This window comes from Tumebacillus sp. BK434 (assembly GCF_004340785.1).
Lineage (GTDB): Bacteria > Bacillota > Bacilli > Tumebacillales > Tumebacillaceae > Tumebacillus_A.
Map to the genome: position 1 here is coordinate 237,414 of NZ_SLXS01000002.1, position 24,087 is coordinate 261,500.

Annotated in this window: 23 protein-coding genes and 2 riboswitches; of the genes, 17 read left to right on the plus strand and 6 right to left on the minus strand. The window is 57.8% G+C overall.

Annotated features, from left to right (window positions below; translation table 11 throughout):
* Positions 1-9 precede the first annotated feature (9 nt).
* From EV586_RS05585 to EV586_RS05595, 3 genes are all read left to right on the plus strand, one after another.
* On the plus strand, positions 10-978 hold the full coding sequence (locus tag EV586_RS05585) for a lysylphosphatidylglycerol synthase transmembrane domain-containing protein (RefSeq protein ID WP_132944090.1): 969 nt from the start codon (positions 10-12) through the stop codon (positions 976-978).
* 105 nt (positions 979-1,083) lie between these two features.
* The gene (locus EV586_RS05590; RefSeq protein WP_132944091.1) at positions 1,084-2,679 is read left to right on the plus strand and encodes a stalk domain-containing protein; all 1,596 of its coding nucleotides are present in this window, start codon (positions 1,084-1,086) and stop codon (positions 2,677-2,679) included.
* 67 nt (positions 2,680-2,746) lie between these two features.
* Positions 2,747-2,832, plus strand: a riboswitch (cyclic di-GMP riboswitch).
* 32 nt (positions 2,833-2,864) lie between these two features.
* Positions 2,865-3,980, plus strand: a complete 1,116-nt coding sequence (locus tag EV586_RS05595) for a copper amine oxidase N-terminal domain-containing protein (RefSeq protein WP_165898333.1) — start codon at positions 2,865-2,867, stop codon at positions 3,978-3,980.
* A 50-nt stretch (positions 3,981-4,030) separates the two neighbouring features.
* Here the strand turns inward: EV586_RS05595 and EV586_RS05600 are convergent, their stop codons facing one another.
* From EV586_RS05600 to csaB, 3 genes are all read right to left on the minus strand, one after another.
* The gene (locus EV586_RS05600) at positions 4,031-4,348 is read right to left on the minus strand and encodes a hypothetical protein (protein WP_132944093.1); all 318 of its coding nucleotides are present in this window, start codon (positions 4,346-4,348) and stop codon (positions 4,031-4,033) included.
* Between the two features lie 55 nt (positions 4,349-4,403).
* On the minus strand, positions 4,404-4,598 hold the full coding sequence (locus EV586_RS05605) for an aspartyl-phosphate phosphatase Spo0E family protein (RefSeq protein ID WP_132944094.1): 195 nt from the start codon (positions 4,596-4,598) through the stop codon (positions 4,404-4,406).
* Positions 4,599-4,696: 98 nt separating this feature from the next.
* Positions 4,697-5,833: a polysaccharide pyruvyl transferase CsaB gene (gene csaB, locus EV586_RS05610; RefSeq protein WP_132944095.1), complete on the minus strand. Its 1,137-nt coding sequence runs from the start codon at positions 5,831-5,833 to the stop codon at positions 4,697-4,699.
* Positions 5,834-6,421: 588 nt separating this feature from the next.
* On the opposite strand from csaB, the gene EV586_RS05615 reads away from it, so the two are divergent.
* From EV586_RS05615 to metK, 6 genes are all read left to right on the plus strand, one after another.
* Entirely contained in the window at positions 6,422-7,276 is an 855-nt protein-coding gene (locus EV586_RS05615; RefSeq protein WP_165898335.1) for an LCP family protein, read from the plus strand.
* Positions 7,277-8,011 (plus strand): WecB/TagA/CpsF family glycosyltransferase, encoded by a 735-nt coding sequence (locus tag EV586_RS05620; RefSeq protein WP_132944097.1) that lies wholly within the window; start codon positions 7,277-7,279, stop codon positions 8,009-8,011.
* A gap of 82 nt (positions 8,012-8,093) precedes the next feature.
* Positions 8,094-8,594 (plus strand): hypothetical protein, encoded by a 501-nt coding sequence (locus EV586_RS05625; RefSeq protein WP_132944098.1) that lies wholly within the window; start codon positions 8,094-8,096, stop codon positions 8,592-8,594.
* Positions 8,595-8,670: 76 nt separating this feature from the next.
* Positions 8,671-9,603, plus strand: coding sequence for an LCP family protein (locus EV586_RS05630; protein ID WP_132944099.1), 933 nt, complete (start codon positions 8,671-8,673; stop codon positions 9,601-9,603).
* 109 nt (positions 9,604-9,712) lie between these two features.
* Positions 9,713-9,964: an alpha/beta-type small acid-soluble spore protein gene (locus EV586_RS05635; protein ID WP_132944100.1), complete on the plus strand. Its 252-nt coding sequence runs from the start codon at positions 9,713-9,715 to the stop codon at positions 9,962-9,964.
* Positions 9,965-10,164: 200 nt separating this feature from the next.
* Complete coding sequence (gene metK, locus EV586_RS05640; RefSeq protein WP_132944101.1) at positions 10,165-11,358, plus strand: methionine adenosyltransferase; 1,194 nt, start codon at positions 10,165-10,167, stop codon at positions 11,356-11,358.
* Positions 11,359-11,484: 126 nt separating this feature from the next.
* Here metK and EV586_RS21035 read toward each other — a convergent pair whose 3' ends face one another.
* From EV586_RS21035 to EV586_RS05650, 3 genes are all read right to left on the minus strand, one after another.
* On the minus strand, positions 11,485-11,658 hold the full coding sequence (locus EV586_RS21035; RefSeq protein ID WP_165898336.1) for a hypothetical protein: 174 nt from the start codon (positions 11,656-11,658) through the stop codon (positions 11,485-11,487).
* Positions 11,659-11,669: 11 nt separating this feature from the next.
* On the minus strand, positions 11,670-12,545 hold the full coding sequence (locus EV586_RS05645) for a YitT family protein (protein ID WP_481937756.1): 876 nt from the start codon (positions 12,543-12,545) through the stop codon (positions 11,670-11,672).
* A gap of 131 nt (positions 12,546-12,676) precedes the next feature.
* Positions 12,677-13,918 (minus strand): helix-turn-helix domain-containing protein, encoded by a 1,242-nt coding sequence (locus tag EV586_RS05650; protein WP_132944103.1) that lies wholly within the window; start codon positions 13,916-13,918, stop codon positions 12,677-12,679.
* Positions 13,919-14,366: 448 nt separating this feature from the next.
* Between EV586_RS05650 and EV586_RS05655 the strand changes: the two genes are divergently transcribed.
* The 8 genes from EV586_RS05655 to pstA all read left to right on the plus strand — a co-directional run bounded on the left by EV586_RS05655 (position 14,367) and on the right by pstA (position 24,072).
* Entirely contained in the window at positions 14,367-15,512 is a 1,146-nt protein-coding gene (locus EV586_RS05655; RefSeq protein ID WP_132944104.1) for a sensor histidine kinase, read from the plus strand.
* Positions 15,513-15,526: 14 nt separating this feature from the next.
* The gene (locus EV586_RS05660; protein ID WP_132944105.1) at positions 15,527-16,222 is read left to right on the plus strand and encodes a response regulator transcription factor; all 696 of its coding nucleotides are present in this window, start codon (positions 15,527-15,529) and stop codon (positions 16,220-16,222) included.
* 67 nt (positions 16,223-16,289) lie between these two features.
* Positions 16,290-16,730: a glycosyltransferase family protein gene (locus tag EV586_RS05665; protein WP_132944106.1), complete on the plus strand. Its 441-nt coding sequence runs from the start codon at positions 16,290-16,292 to the stop codon at positions 16,728-16,730.
* Between the two features lie 70 nt (positions 16,731-16,800).
* Positions 16,801-16,896, plus strand: a riboswitch (cyclic di-GMP riboswitch).
* Between the two features lie 424 nt (positions 16,897-17,320).
* Positions 17,321-19,081 (plus strand): methyl-accepting chemotaxis protein, encoded by a 1,761-nt coding sequence (locus EV586_RS05670; RefSeq protein ID WP_132944107.1) that lies wholly within the window; start codon positions 17,321-17,323, stop codon positions 19,079-19,081.
* 192 nt (positions 19,082-19,273) lie between these two features.
* A complete protein-coding gene (locus EV586_RS05675; RefSeq protein WP_165898338.1) occupies positions 19,274-21,076 on the plus strand; it encodes a putative bifunctional diguanylate cyclase/phosphodiesterase in 1,803 nt (600 codons plus the stop codon).
* Between the two features lie 204 nt (positions 21,077-21,280).
* A complete protein-coding gene (locus tag EV586_RS05680; protein ID WP_132944109.1) occupies positions 21,281-22,177 on the plus strand; it encodes a phosphate ABC transporter substrate-binding protein in 897 nt (298 codons plus the stop codon).
* A 140-nt stretch (positions 22,178-22,317) separates the two neighbouring features.
* Positions 22,318-23,217 carry a phosphate ABC transporter permease subunit PstC gene (gene pstC / locus EV586_RS05685; RefSeq protein WP_132944110.1) on the plus strand — a complete coding sequence of 300 codons (900 nt, stop codon included), beginning with the start codon at positions 22,318-22,320 and terminating at the stop codon, positions 23,215-23,217.
* Positions 23,218-24,072: a phosphate ABC transporter permease PstA gene (gene pstA / locus EV586_RS05690; protein ID WP_132944111.1), complete on the plus strand. Its 855-nt coding sequence runs from the start codon at positions 23,218-23,220 to the stop codon at positions 24,070-24,072.
* Positions 24,073-24,087 lie beyond the last annotated feature (15 nt).

Below are 24,087 nucleotides of genomic sequence, written 5' to 3' on the forward strand. Positions count from 1 at the left end.
GGCGGCGGGATGAAAGCAAAATCGCAGGAGCTGATGGCGGGGAAAGGGCAGAAGCTCACGTCGCGGATCATCACCGGCATCATGGTCGGGGTGGTCGTCTCGGTGCTGTTTTTCCTCTGGGGCGATGTGCGCGACGTGAAGGATGTTATCTTCTCGATCTCGTGGTACACGTACGTGCTGGCGGTGGTGACCACGCTGGCCTCGTATTTTGTCCGTTTTTTCAAATGGCAGTTCTTCTTGAAGGTGCTGCAGATCAAGGTGCCGTGGAAAGACTCGCTGAACATTCATTTCATCGGCCTGTCGATGTCGATCACGCCGGGCAAGCTCGGCGAGCTGCTCAAGTCGTATCTGTTGAAAAATACGGCCGGGGTGGAGATGGCGCGCTCCGCCCCCGCCGTCTTCACCGACCGGCTGACCGACCTGTTTGCGATGCTCTGCCTGGTCGGGGTCGGGATCTCCCTGTTCGCGTTTGGCAAGCTGGCCTTTTTCATCGTGCTGGGCGGACTGCTGGTGATCACGCTGGTCTTGCAGTCAAAGCCGATCTCGCTGCGGGTGATCGAGTGGCTGGCGCGGATTCCCGTTTTGACGAAGCACAAGGGCAGTATGTTGACGTTGTACGAGAGCACGTTTGAGCTGCTGCGCTGGAAGCCGCTCTTGTTCGCGACCTTGCTGTCGGTGATCGCGTGGTTCATGGAGTGCATCTCGCTCTATGTGCTGATCGTCAACCTCGACCTCGGCTTGACGCTGACCCACGTCGTGTTCATCTTCTCGCTGGGCACGGTGGCGGGCGCTCTGTCGATGCTGCCCGGCGGGCTTGGCATCGCGGAAGGCAGCATGACCGGGATGTTCATGTACTTTGGTCTCGCCAAAGGCACCGCCGTGTCGATCACGCTGCTGATCCGCCTCGTGACGCTGTGGCTCGGGGTGCTGATCGGAATCGTCATCTTCTTTGTGAAACGCAAAGGATATATGGGCTAGCGGAAGGAGTCTCGCGCAGAGGCTCTTTTTTCCATTCTTTATGAATTGCCTTTCTCGTAAATGAGAAGGTAGGATGATAGAGTGGAGAGAGGAGTCGTGACTTTGATGCGCAAACTTTGGAATAAATTGTTAGCCGGGGCTGTGCTTGGCCTGGCCGTGCTGACAGTTGGAATATATTCGCCGGCGTATGCGGGCACGAGCTCGCAGCCGGATGTCTATGTGGACGGCGTGAAATTGCCGTTCGATGTACAAGCGGTGAATGACCACGGACGGGTGCTGGTGCCGCTGCGGATGATCTTTGAAAGCATCGGCGCGGAAGTGACGTGGGAAGCGAAGACGTCGACGGTGGTCGGCAAGCGCGACGGCGTGACGATGCGCCTGCCGATCGGCAAGAAGACGGCGACGGTCGGGGGCAAGACGGTGACGCTCGACGTGCCGGCCAAGCTGATCAACGGCCGGACGATGGTGCCGGTGCGCTTTATCAACGAGTCGTTTGGCAATCTGGTCAAGTGGGACCCGGCGGGCGTGGTGGACATCACGTCGTTCAACTCGCCGCGTGTGCGCGTGATCGGCAGCGACGCGAAGCTGGTCGAAGGCCAGGTCTACAGCGTGCAGCAGGAGATCCTCCAGAAGGGGATCGTGCAGAAGGTGCAGCAGATGGCCGGGTACTCGTTCAACGGCCCGGTCTGGGTCTACCTGTCGAACAGCGATGCGGGCTACAAGGACGCCTTGATCCGCGAGACGGGCGCTTCGTCGACCGAAGCGGCGCAGATGGCGAGCTGGGCGAACGGCGTGGCGTACGGCGACACGATCGTGCTGCCGCTGCACAAGCAGGAGTCCGACTACGGGCGCGTGCGCACGATCGCTCATGAGCTGTCTCATGTGCTGTTCAACCAGAACGAAGTCGATCTGCCGAGCTGGGTGAACGAAGGGTTCGCGTGGCAGGCGTCGCTCGACATCGCCTTTGAAAACGGCCCGCAAGTGCTGCGCGGCCGTCAGGACCTGCTGGCTCGCGACGAAGTGCTCGGCGCGCTGAACAACGGGGCGTACCGGCCGCTGATCAACGGCAGCTACTCGAAGCTGGTCGCGCTGGGCGAGGCGAATTACAACCTCGAACTGCAGGACTACTTGGCGATGCAGGAGCTAAAGGCGCAGTATGGCCAAGACAAGGTGCAGGCGTACCTGAAGCGCTTTGCGGGGACGGGGACGGCCGATGCGAACTTCCGCGGCGAGTTTGGGCTGTCGATGACCGAGTTTGGCGACGCCTTCCGCAGCAAGCTGGCACAGGAGCTGCAGGAGCAGAGCAAAGGCGTGGAAGTGACGCTGAACGTGACCAGTCAGTTTCAAGGCACCTTCTCCGTGCTCGGGCAGAACAGCTCCCAGTGGAAGCTGTTCAACCTGACGCCAGGGCAGCACACGCTGCGCATCTACAAAGACGGCCGGCTGGAAGGCGCGACCGTCCGGGATGCGATCGGGGAGAGCGACCCGACGACCAACATGGTGTTCCTTGCGATGGAGCCCGATGTGCCGGTCACCGAAGGAGGCAAGCGCATCGAGTATGCCGGTGCGGCGCTGATGGATTCGTTTGGCGAGTATGCGTTCCTGAACGTCTGGAAGACCGATTCGAACGGCAACGACCAGTTCCCGGAGACGAACCGCGTGCTCGGGGTGGAGATCGTAAATATAAAAGCGATTCATTAAATAGTGCTTAGGACCTCTGTCAAGGAGGTCCTTTTCTGTTTATACTAATTGCATTAGTAGCACTATATTCCCCTACTGGCAAACTTGACCGAAAGGCAAGGGCGCAAAGCCACGGGCCTACTGCAGGAATGCGATGGCGGCCGGGCTGCCGAATGTTTCGACACGATAAAAGGAGGAAGTATCACATGAAAAAGTCTGCTTTTCTAGCGCTGTTGATGGCTGTTGCGCTGACCACCGCTCCGGCGGCTGCGCTGGCCACTGACGGCACCACCACCCCGCCGACCGCTCCTGCGGAAGACGAGACGACCACCCCGCCGCCGACGGCGTGCGATCCGCAAGATGACGACGATCAGGATGAAGACGATACTGAGGATGATACCGATACAGGTGAAGACGATGGCAGCACGGATGATGGCGCTACTGACGACGGCACCACCGTGCCGCAAGCGAGTAAAAGCTCCCCCGGTAAAAGCGGCTCCGCACCGGGCAAAGGAAACGCTGACAAAAACGGCAAAGGCCAATCCGGCAAAGATTCCAAAGGCAGCGTGAAGAACGGCGGCACCAAGGATGACGATGCGACCTCTGCCTGCGGCAGCATCGAAGGCAAGAAAAAAGGCTGGTCGAACAAGATCAAGAACATTTTGAAGCACCTCGAAGCGGGCAAAAAAGTCGGTAACCTGCAGCAAAAGCTGGCCGAACTGACGCTGTGGGCCAAGTCGGAAAACGGCTCACAGTCGGACCGCGATGCCTTGCTGGCGATCCTGGAAGCGCTGCAGGCGAAGGAAGAGGTCGGGGAAGCAGCACCGGACGACTTGATCATCCTCGCGGAGACGCAAGACCGGCTCCAAGACACGGCTGCTGCCGTCTCCACCTTGGAGCGCGCCCTGCTGCTCGACTACAACCACCAGGAAGTCTACACCGAGCTCGCCAAAAAGCTCGCCAAAAAAGGCGACAAAGGCGTAAAAGTCTATGTCAAAGGTGCCAAGCCGTCTTTTGACGTCAAACCGGTCGTCCAAAACGGCCGCACCCTCGTGCCGGTGCGCGCGATCGGTGAATCGCTCGACGCGCAAGTGCTCTGGGACGAGAAGACGAAAACGGTCACTTTGATCAACAAGAGCGGCAAGAACGTCACGCTGAAGCTCGGCAACAACATCGCGATCGTCGACGGCAAGCAGATCAAGCTCGACGTCCCGGCGCAAACGATCGGCGACCGCACCATGGTACCGCTCCGCGCCCTCGGTGATTTCTTCGGCCTCACCGTCGGCTGGGAGAACGCTTCGCAGATGGCAACATTGAAATAAAGAACGGCACAGAAAAAGAGAGGGAGCCGCTCCCTCTCTTTTTGCTGCGCTTATAACGGCGACGTCTGTGCCATGACCGCCCGTGCGATCGCTGTCAGCACGGCCGGCTGGTCGCCTTCCTGCGTGTAGTTGACTTGGTACACGCCGGCCGGATCGACCAGGTTCCAGACATTGCGCTCGACGGTGAGTTCTGTCTGCTGCCCCGTTTGATTTTGCACCGTAACCCGGTAAGGCTCCTTCGGGCCGCCCGGCGTCTTCGCGGTCACGATCACTTGGGCCGTGGTGCTGGTCGTGCGTGCGTCCTCTCCGGCGATCAAAAAGAAATTTAAGAAAATGATGGCGGCGGCAATCAGCAACACCTTTTTCATCTCGTCCCACATCCTCCCGATAAAGAAAAAACCTCCGAGCTGCAGGCGGAGGTCGTTATTGGTGACTGAACGTATGCTGTCCTTGGCTTTTTCTTCTATTATGTTTGAAGTGTTGGTACTTCACAATGTACGAGTCGAGCTGCTGGCTGGCTTGGAGGACGATCGGATGGAGTAGATTCCCTTGGTGTTTCGACACAACGTCTTCCAATTGCTGCCGACAACGCTCAATTTCCTCTAGGTGAATTTGCATGCGTCTAAATCGTCCTTTCTATTAATTTGCCATACCCTTATTTTAGAAGATTCCAGCGTAATTAACAACTGTAAATTTCAACGGGAATGAAGCAAGGACTAGACGCGTTGCGGATGGCTCTTACGTTTGCCCAGCAGGCCGACGGCGAGTTCGCCGCTCGTTTCCGCTTCCTGGCGCAGGGCTTCGACGTGCGGCTGCATCATCACTTCGTAATGCTCCATGTTCTCGATGCAGTCGAGGATGCGGGCGCGCAGTGAGTCGTAGGTGACGCTGGCGACCGAGTCGATCTCATAGTCGTAGCCGACGCGCTGCACGAAGCGGTCGATCTTCGGATCGTAGGAAAGCGACACAAACGGCACGCCACAGTGCGCGGCGAGGATCAGCGAGTGCAGGCGCATCCCGATGATCAGGTCGGTGTTGGCGATGATGTTGGCGATGTCGCGGAACGAAAACTGGCGATTGAGCAGCACGGCGCGTTCTTTCATATAAGACAGCACGCGCTGCGAAGCGCCGACGTCGCCCGGATACTGCATCGGGATGAACACGACCTGCCAACCGTCGCGAACGAGCGCGTCCGCATTTTCGGCCAGCACTTTATAATACGTATTGTTCGACGGCCAGTTGCGGATGGCGATCCCGGCGACCTTCTTGATGCCGCCTAAATAGCTCGTCTTCACTCCGAATTCCTTTAACATCTTCGCTCCGGCGTCTTTTGAAAAAAGTTCCGGGTCGATCGCAAACGCCGGGTCGGCCGTCACGTAGATCTCCGGTTTGGTCACGCCGTATTGGAGCAGGTCCTGGCGGGATTTCTCATCGCGGACGGTGATCAGGTTGACGTTGTTGACCACGCGGCGAATCAAGTTTTCAGAGAACGGCTTGGTGATCGGCCCGATGCCTTGTCCATAGAACACGATCGGCTTGCCGATGAACTGAGCCAGTTTGCAGATACCTAAATAATAGAGAATGCTGCGGCCGCCCGTGACGTCCTGCAGCAAGCTTCCTCCGCCCATGACGAGCATGTCGCATTTCATCAGCTCCCGGATGATCACGCCGAAGTTCCAGCGATTCACCGCTTTGATGCCAAAAAGCGCTTCGGTTCGGTCGGGCTGGTTGGAAAGCACGATGATCTCCGCGTCAGGCTGCCGTTTGCGGATGCTGGACATGATCCCGTACAAGACGGTGTCGTCCCCTAAATTGTCAAATCCGTAATAGCCGGATACCAGAATGCGAGGCATAGCATGTCACTTCCTTACTTGTCGGGCGCGGGCAAATTCTGCCATTCTGCGCCTGAAAATACAGAACTAGTATAACAGCTTGCTACCCCGTTGGAAAGCAAAACCTAGCGTCCGGCGCCCCTCCCCCGCTGGCAAAACCTGCAGCGGGTAAAAGGCGGTCTCCCGCTCCATATTAATTGAGGAGACCAGAAAAAAGGGGCAGTGACAGAGATGAGCAAAAGGAGTCCGAACCGGAAACGTTTCTGGGTGGCCAGTTGGGTCGTTCTCTGTATCGCAGTTGCCTTCTCAGCAGGCGGACTCTACCAGTTTTACCGCGTGGCAACGCAAATATACGAGCCTCCCCCCACCGAGATCGCGGGTCCAAACGCAAGCCCGCAATCGAAGTTAAGTGATACTTCCACCCGATACTTGCACTACCTCCAGAGCGGCCCACGCGCTGGTTCCATAGACGATGGCACCGCCGGCAACCTGACAGGCGGGCAGACTGAGGGTCAAACTGGCAGTCTGTCCGGTCAACGAAACGGTGATTCCGCCGGCCATCTGACGGATGATCGGAACGGCAGACGTTCAAATCCAGAACCGGGATTCGTGAACCGTGCGTCTGGATTGGGGAGTCCATCCGGCGAACGCACGCTCTTTCCAAAGGCTGCCGGCCGGTCGGCAATTGTGGAGAAGAAAACGAAGAAAGTGGAGACGTTCCTGCTCTTAGGTGTCGATTCGCGGAAAAAGGGGGAGCAGGCGCGGGCCGATACGATCATGCTGGCGACAGTGCCGGAAGCGGGGGGACGAGTGCATCTGATGTCGATCCCGCGGGACACGTATGTCAGCGTGGCCGGGCACGGGTATACGAAGATCAACCACGCGATGAGCTATGGCGGGCTGCCCTTGCTCAAGCGCACGGTGCAGGATTTTCTCGGCGTGCCGGTCGATCACACCGTGCTGGTCGACTTTGTCGGCTTCCGCAAACTGGTCGACTTGATCGGCGGGCTCGACCTGAAAGCGGAAAAGACGATGCACTATGACGACCCGTCCGACGGCACCTCCATCCACATCGAACAGGGCCAAAAGCTCGCCACCGGCAAACTGGCGCTCGACTACGCCCGCTTCCGCAACGATGCTGAGGCCGATACGGGACGCATGCGCAGACAGCAGCAGGTGATTCGTGCTATGATTCAACAAGGAGGCAAACCGGACAACTGGGGTCGCATGTTTAAGCTGGCCGACATCGTCGGCGAACATGTGAAGACAGACGTTCCGCCCCGCGAGTGGGTGCGTCTGGTGATGTCCTACGCCTACAACCAACCGGATCAAATCAAAACGCTGCAGATCGACGGCGTCAACTCCATCTCCGAACGGGACCAGCTCTGGTACTTTTTTGTGGGAGAGGGGGAGCGTCGGCGCATGCGGGGCGTTTTGGAACAACTGAGGCGAGGGAATGCATAGATGGTAAACATTTTAGGAGTGCCTTTTTCCACCTTGACGTTTGAAGAGACCGTCGCCCGTCTGCAGACGGCGATGACAAACGGGGATGACCCCCGGCATATCATCACAGCCAACCCGGAGATCATCATGATCGCGCAGGAAAACGAAACGGTGATGCGCCTGCTCCACGAGGCTGACCTTGTGACCCCGGACGGCATCGGCGCTGTCTGGGCGTCGCAGTATTACGGCACGAAGCTCCACGACCGCGTCACCGGCGCGGAGCTGTCGACCGCGCTGATCGAACACGCCGCTGCAGAGGGCCTCGGCGTCTTTCTGCTCGGCGCGTCCGAGTACTCGAACCGGCTCGCCGTCGCCAATCTTCAGAAACAGCACCCCGGCCTGCGCGTGGCCGGTCATGACGGCTATTTCAAGGATGAGGACACCGACTTCATCCTCCGCGAGATCAAGGCGTTCGGCCCGTCGCTGTTGCTCGTCGGGCTCGGCATGCCGCGTCAGGAGCTGTTCATCTCCGCGCACAAGGCGGAGCTCGCCGCGCCGGTGATGATCGGCATCGGCGGCGTGATCGACATCTTCGCCGGCACGGTGAAGCGCGCACCGAAAGTCTGGCAGAACATGCGCCTCGAATGGCTGTACCGCCTGCTGTCCCAGCCCAGCCGCTGGCGGCGGCAGCTCGTCCTGCCCCGGTTCGTGATCACCGTCTTAACCGACAAAAACCGTGGAAAAGAGCGGAAATAGGACTCTGGTCTGGCAGGAATAGGTTGCTTTTTTGTCGAAGTGAGTCGCAAAAGAACGCGTAGTGGATGGAGGACTCACAGAGATGAAGAGAAGCATCGCCTTTACAGGCACCATGGTATTGACGCTTGCAGTCGGGGTGATGATCGGACAGATCGGGGAAGCGGACAGCGGTTCGACGCCGGGTTCTGCCGACGACCCGATCGTGACGAAGAGCTATGTCGATTCGAAGATCGCAAGCCTCGGCGCAGGCGGCGGCACCGGCGGGAATACGGGCGGCAACACCGGCGGCGGCAGCACGACGCCGGTCGCGGGCATCGACACGTTTAAGGTCATTCAGCTGCGGACGGGCCAGACGCTGAAAGGCGGCGAAGGCACGGAGATCATCGTCCGCTCCGGCACGGTGTCGGCGATCGCTTCTTCTTCCGGCGGTCTGTCTGACGTGTCGAACAGCACCGACTTGGCGGACGGCGCAGCCGTTCCGTCCAACCATCTGATCCTCGTGCCGCGCAACGACGGGCGCGGGATCAAGGCGGTGGCGAACGATCCGTATGTGATGGTGCGCGGCACCTACACCATTCAATAGAAGACGAGAGGCACTGTGAATTCTTCGCAGTGCCTGTTTTGATCTCTCGCGCAATGGGTATTTAAGGGGTGAAAGAATGGCATACCAAGGCAAATCGTACAGCAAACAGGTCAAGCCGCAGCCAAAGCCGAGAAAGAAGCTGCGCATCGGGCGCTTTTTGCTGATCCTCTTCGTGTTTGTGATCGTGATGGGCCTGACCGGGCTCGCCGGGTACGGCTTTTATCTGGAGCGCAAGGTTGTCGAGCGCACCGCAGCGACCGCACCGCTGGTGGAAGGGGAGCCGGTCAACGTGCTCCTGATCGGGATGGACCGCGATCCGGGCTCGGGCGAAGAGCAGCGGCGCTTGGGGATGAACACCGACACGCTGATCGTGGCGCAGATCGACCCGGCCGGGAAGCAGGCGGCTTTGCTGTCGATCCCGCGCGATACGCGGGTGCAGCTGCCGACGGGGATGGAGAAGATCAACGCGGCCTATTCGATCGGCGGGATGGACCGGCTGACCCGGACGGTGGAAGAGCTGACCGGGCTTAAGATCGACCGCTATGTGATGATCGACTTCCAAGGCTTTCAGCAGGCGATCGACGCGGTCGGCGGCGTGGAGTTCGAAGTGGACAAGGAGCTGTACGATCCGGAAGGCAGAGTGCATCTCCAACCTGGCAAGCAGCTGCTGAACGGCTTAGAGGCGCTGACCGCCGTGCGCTTCCGTCATGAAGCGATGGGCGACATCGCGCGGGTGGAGCGCCAGCAGCGGTTCGTGGAAGCGTATTTGAGCAAAATACAACAGACCAACGTGGTGGACTGGATGAACTCGCTGCGCAAGATGAGCCAATCTTTGCGCACCGACATGTCGATCTCCGAGATGGGCAAGCTGGCGACGGCGATGCAGGGCGAAGGGGCGCAGTTCGAGACGCACACCGTGCCGGGGACGTTCTTAGAAGTATACGGCATCTCCTATTGGAAGGCAGATCCGGCGAAGTTGCAAGAGATTGTCTCTCAGATGAAAAACTAGAAGCGGTGACAAGCATTGTGCAGGGTACGCACGCCGGGAAGGGCACACAATAGACTTACCGGGCGAAACGCTAGAGTCGCTCAAATCTTCCTTGGAGGTGCATGTACCGATGGCACTTGGCAGCGGACGCAAGAACAAAGGCCAATTGATCCCGCAAGCACACAAAGCACTGGATGACATGAAATACGAGATTGCATCGGAGATGGGTCTTCCGGTTTTCCAAGGCAGTGAGGACTATTGGGGCAACATCACGACCCGCGACGCAGGCGCGGTCGGCGGTCACATGGTGCGCAAGATGGTCGCGTACTCTCAGGCGATGATGTCCGGGCAGGAACCGGGAGCGAACAACAATTTAGGTTAATATTTTCAATCAAAACTTCATAACTTATTAAGGGCTCCGGTGTTCCCGGAGCTTTTTTCTTAGGATGTATCAAGCAGAAATCATTGACACACACTATGAAATGCAGTAATATGTGCTTGATTCTTTGAAACCGAACATCCTAGGAGATTCCAGACAGTTGTGGCTTGGGATTTCAATACATAATGGGGAGGTACAGTTTTATGGCTAAGCGTTACCTGTTTACCTCGGAGTCCGTAACCGAGGGCCATCCGGATAAGATTTGCGACCAAATCTCCGACTCCGTGCTTGACGCGATCTTTGCAAAAGACCCGAACGCGCGCGTGGCATGCGAAACGTCTGTCACCACCGGTCTTGTGCTGGTAGCAGGCGAGATCACCACTTCCACGTACGTGGACATCCCGAAGATCGTCCGCGAGACGATCCGCGAGATCGGCTACACCCGTGCGAAGTACGGTTTTGACGCGGAGACTTGCGCAGTGCTGACCTCCATCGACGAGCAGTCTGCCGACATCGCATTGGGCGTCGACCAGGCGCTGGAAGCGCGTGAAGGCCAAATGTCTGACGCTGAGATCGAAGCGATCGGCGCAGGCGACCAAGGCCTGATGTTCGGCTTTGCGGTCAACGAGACCGAAGAGCTGATGCCGCTGCCGATCTCGCTGGCGCACAAGCTGGCGCGCCGCCTGTCGGAAGTTCGCAAGAACGGCACCCTGCCGTACCTGCGTCCGGACGGCAAGACGCAAGTGACCGTCGAGTACGAAGGCGACAAGCCGGTTCGTATCGACACCATCGTCATCTCCACGCAGCATGCGGAAGAAGTGACTTTGGAGCAGATCAAGAAAGACCTGCATGAGCACGTGATCCTGCCGGTGCTGCCGGCCGATCTCGTGAACGACTCCACCAAGTACTTCATCAACCCGACCGGCCGTTTCGTCATCGGCGGCCCGCAAGGCGATGCGGGTCTGACCGGCCGCAAGATCATCGTCGACACCTACGGCGGTTACGCTCGCCATGGCGGCGGCGCGTTCTCCGGCAAGGATCCGACGAAAGTTGACCGCTCCGCAGCGTATGCAGCCCGCTATGTGGCGAAGAACATCGTCGCAGCAGGTCTGGCCGACAAGGCAGAAGTGCAGCTCGCGTACGCGATCGGCGTTGCCCGCCCGGTATCGGTCATGGTTGACACCTTCGGCACCGGCAAAGTAGCTGACGAGAAGATCGTCGAGCTGGTGGAAGCGAACTTCGACCTGCGTCCGGCTGGCATCATCCGTGAGCTCGACCTGCGCCGCCCGATCTACCGTCAAACGGCAGCGTACGGCCACTTTGGCCGCACCGACATCGACCTCCCGTGGGAGCGCACCGATAAGGCTGAGATCCTCCGCCAAGGTGCTGGTCTGTAAGAATTGTCATGCAGAAGGCACACTGCACACCTTGTTAGGTGTGGCAGTGTGCCTTTTGTTTTTGCCCGTCGGGCATATAGAAAAAGCCATGTATGCTGCTTGCATACATGGCTTTTCGCGTTCTGCCTACTGCTCGCCTTTTTGGAACTTCTCCCGTCTCGCTTTGAGCTTCTTGACGATGTGGTCGGGCAGGGTGACCGTGCCTGTGCCGTTGCAGAGGGCACAGAAGACAGTCATGTGCATCGGAATGTTCACGGTGATCTTGCCGCTTCCTTTGCAGACACGGCAGGTCTTTTTCATGGCCGGACCTCCTAGTGGATGTCGCGCTTTTTGAAACGTCCGCCGCGCACTTCTGCGATCGAGCCGATCGCCAGGAACGCCTGATCGTCGATCTCTTCCACGATCAGCTTCAGTTTCGCTTCCTCCAGACGGGTTACCACGCAGAAGATGACCTTTTTCTCATCCCCGGAGTAACCGCCTTCCCCATTCAGGTAGGTAACGCCGCGGCCCAGTCGGGCTAAAATCACATCCCCGATCTCGCGGTGCTTCTCGGAGATGATCCAGATCGACTTGGATTCCTGGAACCCTTCGATCGTCAAATCGATCATCTTGAAGGCGATGAAGTACGCGATCAGGGAATACATCGCATGATCCCAACCAAACACGAACCCGGCGCTGCCGAGGATGAAGAAGTTGAAGAACATCACGATCTCGCCGACCGAGAACGGCAGCTTCTTGTTGAACAGAATCGCCACAATCTCCGTTCCGTCCAGCGACCCGCCGTAGCGGATGACCATCCCGACGCCAATCCCGAGGATGACCCCGCCAAATACGGACGCCAACAGCGTGTCATCGGTCAGCACTTCCACCGGATGCAACAGCGTTGTGCCGATCGACATCACGATAACGCCAAGCAGCGTCGACAATGCGAACGTCTTCCCGATCTGCTTATAGCCGAGGATCAGAAACGGCAAGTTGAAGAGCAGCAAGAACACACCAATGCTCCACCCCGAAAGATGAGATGCGATGATGGAGACACCGACGATCCCGCCGTCGATGATCTTGTTGGGCACCAAGAAGATTTCCAAACCGACCGACACTAGCGAAGCGCCTAAGATAATAAAGAACACGCGCTGTAGGATCTTCGCCAATGACGGTTTTGTACGGCTGACCGGCTGGAAATTCATTTGCAAGTTGTTTTCCATGTCTCCCAAAACTCCCTTTATTCAGTTTTCTGCATGTAGATAGTATATCACACTTTTTTACTCGGATTAAAAAAAGCCGAGAAAAATTCTCGGCTTTAGGCAACTTTTTTTGATTAGGCGGTAATCAGCTCGCCAAAAGAGTGTTTGCGGAACTGCTCCCACTCCTGATACAAGGACACCGACAGATGCATCGCTTCCATCATGCCGACCGAATGGCCGTGCTTTTGATAGAGGTGCAAGGACTGCGACAGATGGTTGATCGCGTCTTTCAATCTGTGCTCCGCCCGGTACAGGTCGGCCAGCAGGCGATGCGCCCGCGCCAGTTCCAAGTCGTCGCCTGTGATCAGATCCAGCGATTCGCGGACCAGACTGATCGCCGTGCCCGTCTCGCCGGCCATCTGCAGCACAAAGGCGGTCTCGAGCTGGGTCAGGCCGATGTTGTAGCGGTCATCCTGCTTCATGTAGCGCTCGGTGCACTCATCGAGGATCTGCAGCGCCTCGTCGATCTTGCCGTGCTGCTTCGCCATCAGCACCGCCAGGGAAAGCTTGACTTCGGTGGCGAGGTCGAAGTGGTTGAGACTTCTGAAAATCGCATGCGCCCGCTCGGAGAACAAAGACGCCTGATCGAAATTGTTCGAATCGTGATAGGTGAGCGACAAGGTGAGGAACATCTGCCCGAGGTCTTCCAGCGACACTTTTTCCTTGCGCTCCTCGAACGCTTGCTGCAAATAGAGCACCGCTTCTTGAGAGACGCCGAGCCGGTGGTAGGTGTTGCCGATCGAGGTCAAGAGCTGTGCGCGGTCGAACGGATCGGCTTCCACGCGGTCGAGCATCTCGTACGCTTTTTTCCAATGATAGAGGGCGAGCTGGTACTGGCCGGAATGCTCGGCGACTTCACCGAGGCGGAGGTAGATCGTAAACACCTGATGAAGATTACCGTGCGACTCGGCCAGCAGCCGGTCGAGCATTTCGATCGCTTCGTCGTATTTGCCCAGCTCCTGGCAGCATTTTGCCATGGTCATATGAAACTCTTCCGCTTCCCCTTGGCCGAAATCCTGCATGCTCTTCAGCAATGAATACGCTTTCGCATAGGAGCCGGAAGCCATCAGCGCTTTGGCGAGGGTGAAGGAAGAGCGTTGGCGGACGTTCGTTTCCGTATCGGAGACAAAATATTCGATCGGACGGGCCAGGCGATCGGCAAGTGCAGCCAGCACTTTATAAGAAGGATAGGCTTTGCCGTTTTCGATCTGGCAGATCATGCTGGAGGTGACGATGCCGCGCGCGAGGTCGTTTTGGGTCATCTCCGATTCTTTGCGGGCTTTCTTTATGCGTTCTCCCAATGAGGAGTTATTCATGAAATGAGCCTCCCTTAATCCATATTTATCACGATAGGAACCTTTAGATTTATCGTATCAATCTGATAATTTATAATCAAAAGACCGAGAGGCATTCCGGGAGCGGTGGGGATTCTCACGCGAGGATTCGCATTTGTTTTCTTCCGTTTTGATAGTTATTTTACGTTATAAGAGAAAAATAAGTTGGAATTTGTCGAAACTTACAGCCTAAATTACGGAAGAAGTCGATTGAGTATAGTTCAAAAAAATTTTTGCGAGTTTTTGAGCGACTCCCCCATAAAAACGGGGGGAACATCGTACCCTATGATATATCACCCTTACCCCATTGCACTGGGGGCGCAGTCCTACCCAACTGCGCCCCCCTTTTCTTTTATTAGCAGGAATATAATCGTACACATGGAATTTATTATAGATCACCGCTTTGAAGCACTCGAGGGGGTCGCCTGCGTTGGCGCACGATATTGACACCAAGATTCTCGACCAGGCCATACAGGGCACCCTGCTGGCGATCGAGGAAGGGAAACATCAGGTCTTTGAGATCGCCGAAAGCGCGCGCAAGGAACACCAAGCCCTGCGCGATGAATCTGCGATCGTGCAAAGACAAGTGCAGGAGACGATCCAGGAGGTTGACCGCTTGGAGGCGCAATACCGCCTCGCCCGCCGCACGCTGGTGGAGGTCAGCCAGGACTTTGGAAAATATACAGAGGCGACGATCAAGGAATCGTATGACGCCGCGCACGTGCTGCAGGCGCAACTGCTCGTCACCCGCGAACGGGAGGATGCGCTGCGCGCCCGCCGCGACGATCTCGACCGCCGGCTGCGCAACTTGGAGGAGACGATCCACAAGGCGGAAGCGCTGGTCACCCAGCTGTCGATCGCGTTTTCCTATCTCTCCGGAGACTTGCAGAACCTCGGCACCGCACTGAAAAACGCCGAACAGCGCCAGTACCTCGGCATGCGCGTCATCCAGGCGCAGGAAGAGGAGCGCAAGCGCGTCGCCCGCGAGATCCACGACGGGCCGGCGCAGATGATGGCGAACGTCGTGCTGCGCGCCGAGATCTGCGAGCGGATGCTCGACCGCGATGTGGACAAGGTGCGCGGGGAACTGCGCGAACTGAAGGAGATGGTGCGCGCCTCGCTGTCGGAAGTGCGCCAGATCATCTTCGACCTGCGCCCGATGGCGCTCGACGACTTGGGCATCGTGCCGACCTTGCGCCGCTATCTCGCCGATTTTCAGGACAAGCACAAGGTGATCACCGAGCTCAAGGTGTTCGGACGCGAGCGGCGCTTCAACTCCGCGCTGGAAGTGGCGGTGTTCCGCACCGTGCAGGAAGCGCTGAACAACATTTGGAAACACGCCAAGGCCAAAGTGACCAATGTCAAATTGGAACTAACCGAGAAGCAAATCGCAGTGCATATAGATGATGACGGCGTAGGGTTTGCCGTGGAGGAAGCGATGCAGAGCCGCGAAGACGGGCATTTTGGCCTGATCGGAATGAAGGAGCGCATCCAACTGCTCGAAGGCAAGGTGGAGATCAAGTCCGCACCGAACAAGGGAACCCGCGTACACATCACGTTACCGATCACGGATTAAGGGAGGCGATCGTCATGGAGCAACATCAGAAGATCAAACTTTTTTTGGCGGATGACCACACGCTGTTTCGCCAGGGGCTGCGTCGCATTTTTGAGCTGGAGGATGATATGGAAATCGTCGGCGAATGCAGCGATGGTGAAGCGGCGGTGAGTCTGGTGCTCGAGATCAAGCCGCAGGTCGTGCTGATGGACATCAACATGCCCAAGCGCACGGGCGTGGAAGCGACCCGGCTGATCAAGGAGGCCGACCCGGACATCCGCATTCTGATCCTGTCGATCCACGATGATGAAGCGTACATCTTCGAGACGATCCGCGCCGGCGCGAACGGCTATCTGCTGAAAGACGTTGAATCGGATGTGCTGGTCGAAGCGGTGCGCCAGGTGGCAGGCGGCTCTTCGTTCATTCATCCGCAAGTGACCACCAAGCTGCTCGACGAGTTCAAGCGCCTGTCCAACCAGGTGTATGACGGCGACTTCGAGCAGGGGGAACCGGAACTGTCTTCCGAATGGCAGGACATTCTGACCCAGCGCGAGATGGAGATCCTGAAGCTGATGGCGGAAGGCAAAAGCAACCGCACGATCGGCGAGACGCTGTTCATCTCCGAGAAGACGGTGAAAAATCATGTCTCTTCCATCCTCGGCAAACTGTCGGTCGATGACCGCACACAGGCGGTGATCACCGCGGCAAAACGCTGCTGGGTGAAATTATAGGCAAAAAGCACGTGGGCGAACGGAGCGGCATATATTGACACTACAACCCTGCAAGGAGGTGTCAAGAGTGCTCGCTCTTTTCATTTGGGGATTTGCGTTGTATGGCATCTTTATGGCGCTGTGGAAAGCTGTGCGGTTTATGGCGCAGAGAAACCGGCGGGGAGTGCCGGTGACAGCAATCCTGATCGTGCGGGAGGGGGCCTCTTACATCGAAGGCATCCTCCGGACGCTGACGACAGCCGAACCGTTTTGCGGACGCGAGCTCGAAGTGGTCGTCATCGACTGCGGGTCGCGCGATGAGACGGTCAAGATCGTCGAGTCGATCGCGCAAAAGCGGGGCACGGTCAGCCTGATCCGCGCGGGCGGCGAAGACCCGGCTCTGTCCTTGCCGGCGCTGTTCGGCAGCCGCGGGCGCAGCGTGCACTGCTTGTTCGACCTGCGCGGCAAAGTCTCGCCGCTGGAAGTGGTGCCGACGCTGGCAGCGTTTTGGAGCGATGAAACGGTTTGAACAAAACGGGACTTTAGACCTATGTACGAGCGGGATGCCCCGAGCATATAATAAAGCCATAAGATGAGTCAATCAATAAAGGCAAACCCGCTGAAAAGCGGCGACGCAAAGCCATGGGTCTAACGTCAACTCTCCCTAAGTTGACCATGATTGCCAGGTTGCTGATTGATACGGTCGCGGACTGTTACCCCACAGTCTGCAAAGTATCCGCCTCGGCAACCCACCGAAGGTGGATTTTTTTATCAGCAGTGACTCATCGGGTAGCATAACTCATTTACCCTTTTTGTAATCCCCCTACCCCCCACACAAAGGAGCCCTTTACGAGTCCCCAACTCGTAGAGGGCTCTTTTGCATGGTGGGGATTTTGCGTTTTACACCGAAAAAAGGACTCCTTCCGGGTGGAAGGAGTCGATTATTAGAAAAGAAGGAGGTCATGTAATGAAAAAGTCACTCGCAACACTGGTGATGTCGTCCGTACTTTAGTATATGCAGCATCTGGTGTTTGATGCAGGCTTTACAAAAGGTTCATCATTTCTTCATGTTGTTTTGCCATACTGGAAGTAGCAACCATCCGGGGGAGGGCTTACATCATGGTGAAGAAAAAGAGAAGCAAGGGCGTTTCGGTGCAAACTAGGCTCACGCTGTTTGTGTCCGCGCTCTTGCTTCTTGTCGTTTTGGCGATGGGGGGCACGGTGTACGCGGTGCTGGCGAAAGACTTGAAGCGAAGCGCCGATTTTCAATTGCAAGGCCACGCTGCACAGACGGCGAAGCAAGTGGGGATTCTCTTGCAGACGTCCGACTCCCGCATGTTCGAGCGGGAAGCAACATACGTCGTGGAAAACGGGCTCCGCTCCTTCGAGCAGATCGGCTGGCACGTGCAGTCGACACTGCTCCGCCCCGACGGCGAACCTGCGCTGGAGCGGGGAAATGCTCTGCAGATCGGGCAAGAGCTGAAAGCGAAGATCATCCAGCAAAAGTCGGGGATTCTGCAGAGCAGCGACTTTGGAACAGGGAATGCATCTGCAGGTGGAACCGGCGCTCAAGGGGACGAAGGAGCAGCGGCGGGAATGGCCGATGGCGGATTCGGCGCGGGTGGGACCTATGCGTTTGAATTTGTGCCGGAGCGGAATCTGGTCTATGTGGCGGCGGTGTCGGACGAGCAGATTTTTGCATCGCTTACCGAACTGCGCAATCTGACGCTGCTGTTGGCAGGAGCCGCACTGGTCATCGGGAATCTCGGGGTCTGGTTCTACACGCGGAAGATTCAGCAGTCGCTGCTGGCGATTCGCAAGCTGATGCGGGAAGTGGCCGGCGGCAAGCTGCACAGCCGGTATGGCAGCCGGAATGACTATAAAGAGATCACAGACTTGGGCGAAGCGGTCAATTCGATGATCGACAACCTGCACCGCCTGATCGGACAGGTCGGGGCGATCGCCGGCGAGGTGGCCGTCGCGTCGCAAGCGCTGTCCCGGAACGCGGAGACCACGTCGGAAGGCATCCGCCACGTGGCAGCGACGATCCAAGAGGTCGCTTCCGGCGCGGACGCCCAGGCGGAGTCGGCGGTGGAATCGGCCGGGGCGATGGACGCGATGGCGCATGAGATCGCCCGCATCGTCAAACGCTCGCACGGTGTCGCCGCAGAATCGGCCCAGACGGCGCAGGAAGCGGAACAAGGCAACCTGGCGATCCAGCAGACGATCCGCCAGATGAACTTCATCAACCAGACGGCCGGCACGACCGCTCAGGCGGTGCAGGCGCTGGAGAAGCGCTCGCAGCAGGTCGGAAAGATCGTCGAAGTGATCACCGGGATCGCCGCCCAGACCAATCTGCTCGCCTTAAACGCCTCGATCGAAGCGGCCCGCGCAGGTGAACACGGCAAGGGGTTCGCCGTCGTCGCCGACGAAGTGTCGAAACTGGCCCTGCAGTCACAAGGGTCAGCCCGGCAGATCACCGAACTGATTCGCGAGATGCAGGCGGAGACACAGCGCGTCGTGCAGGCGATGGGCGCAGGTTCCCAAGAGGTGCAGGCCGGCATCGTGCTGGTCGACCGGGCAGGCGAAACGTTCCAGCGCATCTTGCAGGCGGCCGAGCATGTCGCGGTGCAAGTGCAGAAGATCACCAACGCCTCGCAGGAGATGTCGCGCCGCTCGGAAGAAGTGGCAGCCGGCGTGGACGTGGTGAAGCAGATCTCTCAGGAATCGGCCGCTTCCTCGCAACTGTGCGCTGAAGCGTCGGTCGTGCAGCTGGCTTCCATGGAGGACGTGTTTGCATCGGCCGATCGCCTGCGCAAAATGGCGGCGGAGCTCCAACGTTCGATATCGCGGTTTCAAGTCGAGGCAGAAGCGTCATAAGCTTCTGCCCGATTTTTTCCCAAAATAATTTTATAGAAAAATAAAGAGTATTAACGCTGTGTAAAAGCGATACTGGTATTTCGCAGATATTTTTACTATAATAGTAGTGTCAAAGATTCTGTAAACTCTCAAATTCATGTAGATGAAGCGTAAATATGCATGGAGCTGGCAATGGGGGCTGGAGGTGAACGGGTGATCGAAAAGCAGATGGGAGTCAGCCGCTCGGTGTTTCGCATCGTGACCAGCGCTGTGCTCTCTTTTGGGTGTGTGATGGCGGTCGTGTGGATGCTGGAAGCGGCACGCGCCGCCGCGTTGTTTGGCTGGTCGTGGGGGCCGCAGCCGAATCAGGAAGTGGTCACGCTGCGGGTTCTGGTGATCTATGCGCTCGTGATGGCAAGTTTGATGGTCCGGTATCTGTTTGCCGAGTATGATGTGGTGACCGACCGGCTGCGAATGAAAGTCTATCTGGCGAATGGCTATATTTTTTTGATTTCGTTGATCGCACTTTTCTTAAAGTTTTTTGAGGGTGATAGGTTCCGCCAGGCCGAAGCGGTGGTCGACGTGATCGGTCTGACCTGTGTCGCCGCCACGGTGTACGCCTTGTATCTGCTGGTGATGATCTACCACAATGTGCAGAAGCGGCTGGAGAATGAGCGGGAGTTGTCGGAGCAGCTGTATCAGCAGTTGACCACCGACAACTTGACGGGGATTCCCGGACGCGTCTTGTTCATGGAGCATCTGGCCGCTGCGATCGACACGGCGCAGAAGAAAGGCACGCGCGGTGCGGTGCTGTTTTTTGACTTGGATGATTTCAAGATGTTTAACGACTCGCTCGGCCACTCCTTTGGCGACAAAGTGCTGACGGCGGTGGCGAAGCGGATCCGCGCGCATCTGTCGTCCGGGATGCGGCTGTACCGCTTGGGCGGCGATGAATTTGTGATCATTTTGGAAAAGGATGCCAGCGTTACCGATCATGCGCTGCAGGCGGCCGAGCAGATTTTTGCCGTGATGAAACAGAAGCTGCAAGTGGACGATCAGGAGCTGTTCATCAACCTCTCGCTCGGCATCTCGCGCTTCCCGGAGGACGGCAGCGATGTGCATACGCTGTACCGCAATGCGGAGATGGCGATGTACCATGCCAAACAGGCCGGGCGCAACCATCACCAGCTGTACGATGCGGAGATGAACGCCCGCGCGGCGGAGCGGCTGCTGCTCGCCGGCGACCTGCGCAAAGGCTTGGAGCGGGAGGAGTTTTTTCTCGCCTACCAGCCGCAGGTCTGCCTGATGACCGGGCGCATCACCGGCATGGAAGCGCTGATCCGCTGGCGGCATCCGGAGCGGGGCATGGTCTCGCCGGGCGAGTTCATTCCGCTCGCCGAAGAGACGAAGCTGATCATCCCGATCGGGGAATGGGTGCTGCGCACCGCCTGCCGTCAGAACAAGGCGTGGCAGGATGCGGGGTTCCCGCCGGTCTGCGTGTCGGTCAACCTCTCCGCCGCCCAGTTCGGTCAGCCGAATCTGGTGGCGATGATCAAGAAGATCCTGCAGGAGACCGGCTTAGAGCCGCAATATCTCAATCTCGAGATCACGGAGAGCATCACGATGAACAACGTGGAGCGGGCGATCCTGACGATGCACGAGATCAATGAGTACGGCATCGGCATCTCGATCGACGACTTTGGCACGGGGTATTCGTCACTCAACTATTTGAAGAAGTTCCCGATCCAGACGCTGAAGATCGACCAGTCGTTCGTCCGCGACATGACGGAAGAGCATCAGGACGTGGCGATTCCCACGGCGATCATCGCCATGGCGCACTCGCTCAACCTGAAGGTCATCGCCGAAGGCGTCGAGACGGACGTGCAGCGGCAGATGCTGCGCGAGCGCGGCTGTGACGAGATGCAGGGCTACCTGATCTCGCGCCCTGTGCCGGCGCCGGAGTTTGAAGCTCTGCTGCACAGCCTGCACGGACAGGAGCAGGTGGCTGTGAATTGAATTGAACAGGAAAGCGCTTTGTCCCGTCGCGGGGCAGGGCGCTTTTTTGTTTGCATTCACCTTGTTCGCTTGCGGGGCGTATCATCCGATCGGAATTTACAAACCCTTTACTCAGCGACCGAACTAGCTTTACCTTGCGCTGGTACGATAAGAACTGTAAGCAACACCAAACAAAACATCGAACTCCTGAAGGGGGATTTTCAAGTGTTTGCAACTGTGTCGAAAAAGGCGATGACGATCGGTTTGATCGCAACGATGACTGCTGGTCTGATGGTAGGTTGCGGAAGTAAAGCAGAACCGAACCAAAACCAAAATACTGGCGGTGATTCGAACGCTCCGAAGCAGGAAGAACTCTCCGGCAAAATCACGGCATCTGGCTCTTCGGCACTGCTGCCGCTCGTGAAGCACGCGGCATCCCAATTCCAAGACAAACATTCGGGCGTCACGATCGACGTTGCGGCAGGCGGGTCCGGTACCGGTCTGAAGCAAGTCGCAGAAGGCGCTGTAAATATCGGCAACTCCGACGTAGAAGCGGGCGATGAGTACAAAGATGCAGGCCTCGTCGACCACCAAGTCGCGATCGCACCGTTCGTGCTGGTCACCAACAAAGACGTGACCGTCGGTGACATCACTTCCGAACAGGCGGCGAAGATCCTGACCGGCGAAGTGACCAACTGGAAAGACGTCGGCGGCAAAGACCAGAAGATCACGATCATCGGCCGCGCGGAATCCTCCGGTTCCCGCAAGTACATCAAATCGGCGTTGATCCCGAAAGGCAAAGATTTCGCGAAAGACGCTGTGGTTCAAGACTCGACCGGCGCGCTGAAAACGTCGGTGGAACAAACGTCCGGCTCGATCGGCTACATGGACGCACCGTACGCGGATGCCAAGATCCAAGTTCTGAAGCTGGACGGCGTGGAATACAAGCCGGAAAACATCGCGAACGGCACCTGGAAGCTGTTCTCCGTCGAGCACATGTACACCAAAGGCACGCCGGACAAAGTCAGCCAGGCATTCCTCGACTACATCTTGTCTGACGAGTTCCAAAAGAACGAAGTCGAAGCTCTGAAATTCATCCCGATCGGCCAACTGAAAAAGTAACACACCCGATTAGGATCTGGGTAGGGACGGCGCAAAGGCCCGTCCCTGCCCCTGTGTTTTGACTAAATTGTAAAATTTGTACAAATTATTCAGTTAATTTACAACTTATAGAAAGACAAAGCTAGGTGGGGGGTAAACACATGGCAACAAAAGAAACGGCAGGCAGCTTCAACGCGCTGCGCCGCCGCTCCGACCGCATGATGCATTGGCTGTTCGTGGGCAGCGCCGTCTTCGTGTCACTGATCATCTTTGGGATCATCCTCTTTGTCGGCAAGCAGGGGCTGCAGACGTTTGCCGATCCGCAGGCGGGGATTGCGGAGTTTTTCTTCAGCACGAACTGGACGCCGTCCGAAGGCGAGTACGGCGCGGCCGGGTTCATTCTCGGCTCGTTCCTGGTCACCGGGCTTGCGCTGCTGCTGGCGGTGCCGGTCGCAGTCGGCGGGGCGGTGTTCATGGCGAAGATCGCGCCGAACTGGATGCGCGAGATCATGCGCCCGGCGGCCGACCTGTTTGTGGGGATTCCGTCTGTCGTCTACGGCTTGATCGGTCTCTTGATCTTCGTGCCGTGGTTCGCGAAGACGTTTCCGGGCCAACCCGGCTTTGGGGTGGGACCGGCGGCGGTCATTTTGGCGATCATGATTCTGCCGACGATCCTCTCCGTCTCGGAAGACGCGCTGCGCACCTTGCCGCGCGCGCTGGAAGAAGCTTCGTATGCGCTCGGCGCCACGCGCTGGCAGACGATCCGCAAAGTGCTGCTCCCGGCGGCGATGCCGGGCATCCTGACCGGGGTCATCCTCGGGATGGGGCGCGCGATCGGCGAAGCGATGGCGGTGCAGATGGTCATCGGCAACGCGCCGGTGCTGCCGAAAGGGCTCGGCGAGCCGACGTCCGTCCTGACCACGCAGATCGTTAAAGAGATGGCGTCGATCTTCGGCACGACGGTCAACAACTCGCTGTTCCTGATGTCCTTGATCCTCTTGCTCGTCTCCTTGTCCTTGATTCTCGTCATTCGCATCGTCGCACGCAGGAGGGACGCATAGATGAACACCAAACTGACAGACAAGCTGGCGACCGGTTTCTTTTGGGCGATCGGATTTTTGATTCTCGGCGTGCTCGCTTGGTTTCTCTGGTACATCCTGTCGGCCGGCGTGCCGCATTTGACGCCCGACTTCATGTTTGGCAAACCGGAAGATGTAAAAGCGGGCGGCGGGGTCGGCCCGATGCTGTTCAACTCGTTTTACATTCTGATCCTCTCGCTGCTGTTCTCGCTGCCGTTCGGCATCGGGGCGGGCATCTGGCTTGCCGAATACGCGAAGAAAAACTGGTTCACCGATATGGTGCGCCTTTCCACCGAAATGCTTGCATCCGTTCCGTCGATCGTCTTTGGTCTGTTCGGGGCGCTGCTCTTCGTCACCTATTTTGGCCTTGGTTTCACGATTCTGGGCGGTGCGCTGACCTTGGCGCTGCTCAATCTGCCGGTGCTGGTGCGCGTCACGGAAGAAACGCTGCGCGCCGTGCCCGATTCGTACCGCGAAGCGTCGTTAGCACTCGGCTCGACCAAGTGGCAGATGATCCGCAAAGTGCTGATCCCGACGTCGCTGCCAGGTCTCGTCACCGGGATTACGCTCGTCGCCGGCCGCGCGCTTGGCGAATCGGCGATCCTGATCTTTACGGCGGGCGTGTCGGTGTCGCGTTTTGCACCCGACTTCGATCTGATGGCATCCGGGGCGACCTTGTCGGTGCAGCTCTGGTACATCCGCTCCGAAGCGCTCGTGCCCGACGCGATGGAGATCGCAGAAGGCACCGCCGCCCTGCTCGTCCTCGTCGTGCTGCTGATGAATCTGCTGATCGCGCTGCCGAGCCGTTACCTGCAGCGCAAAGCATCCGGGAAATAAGACCGACCAAAAGGG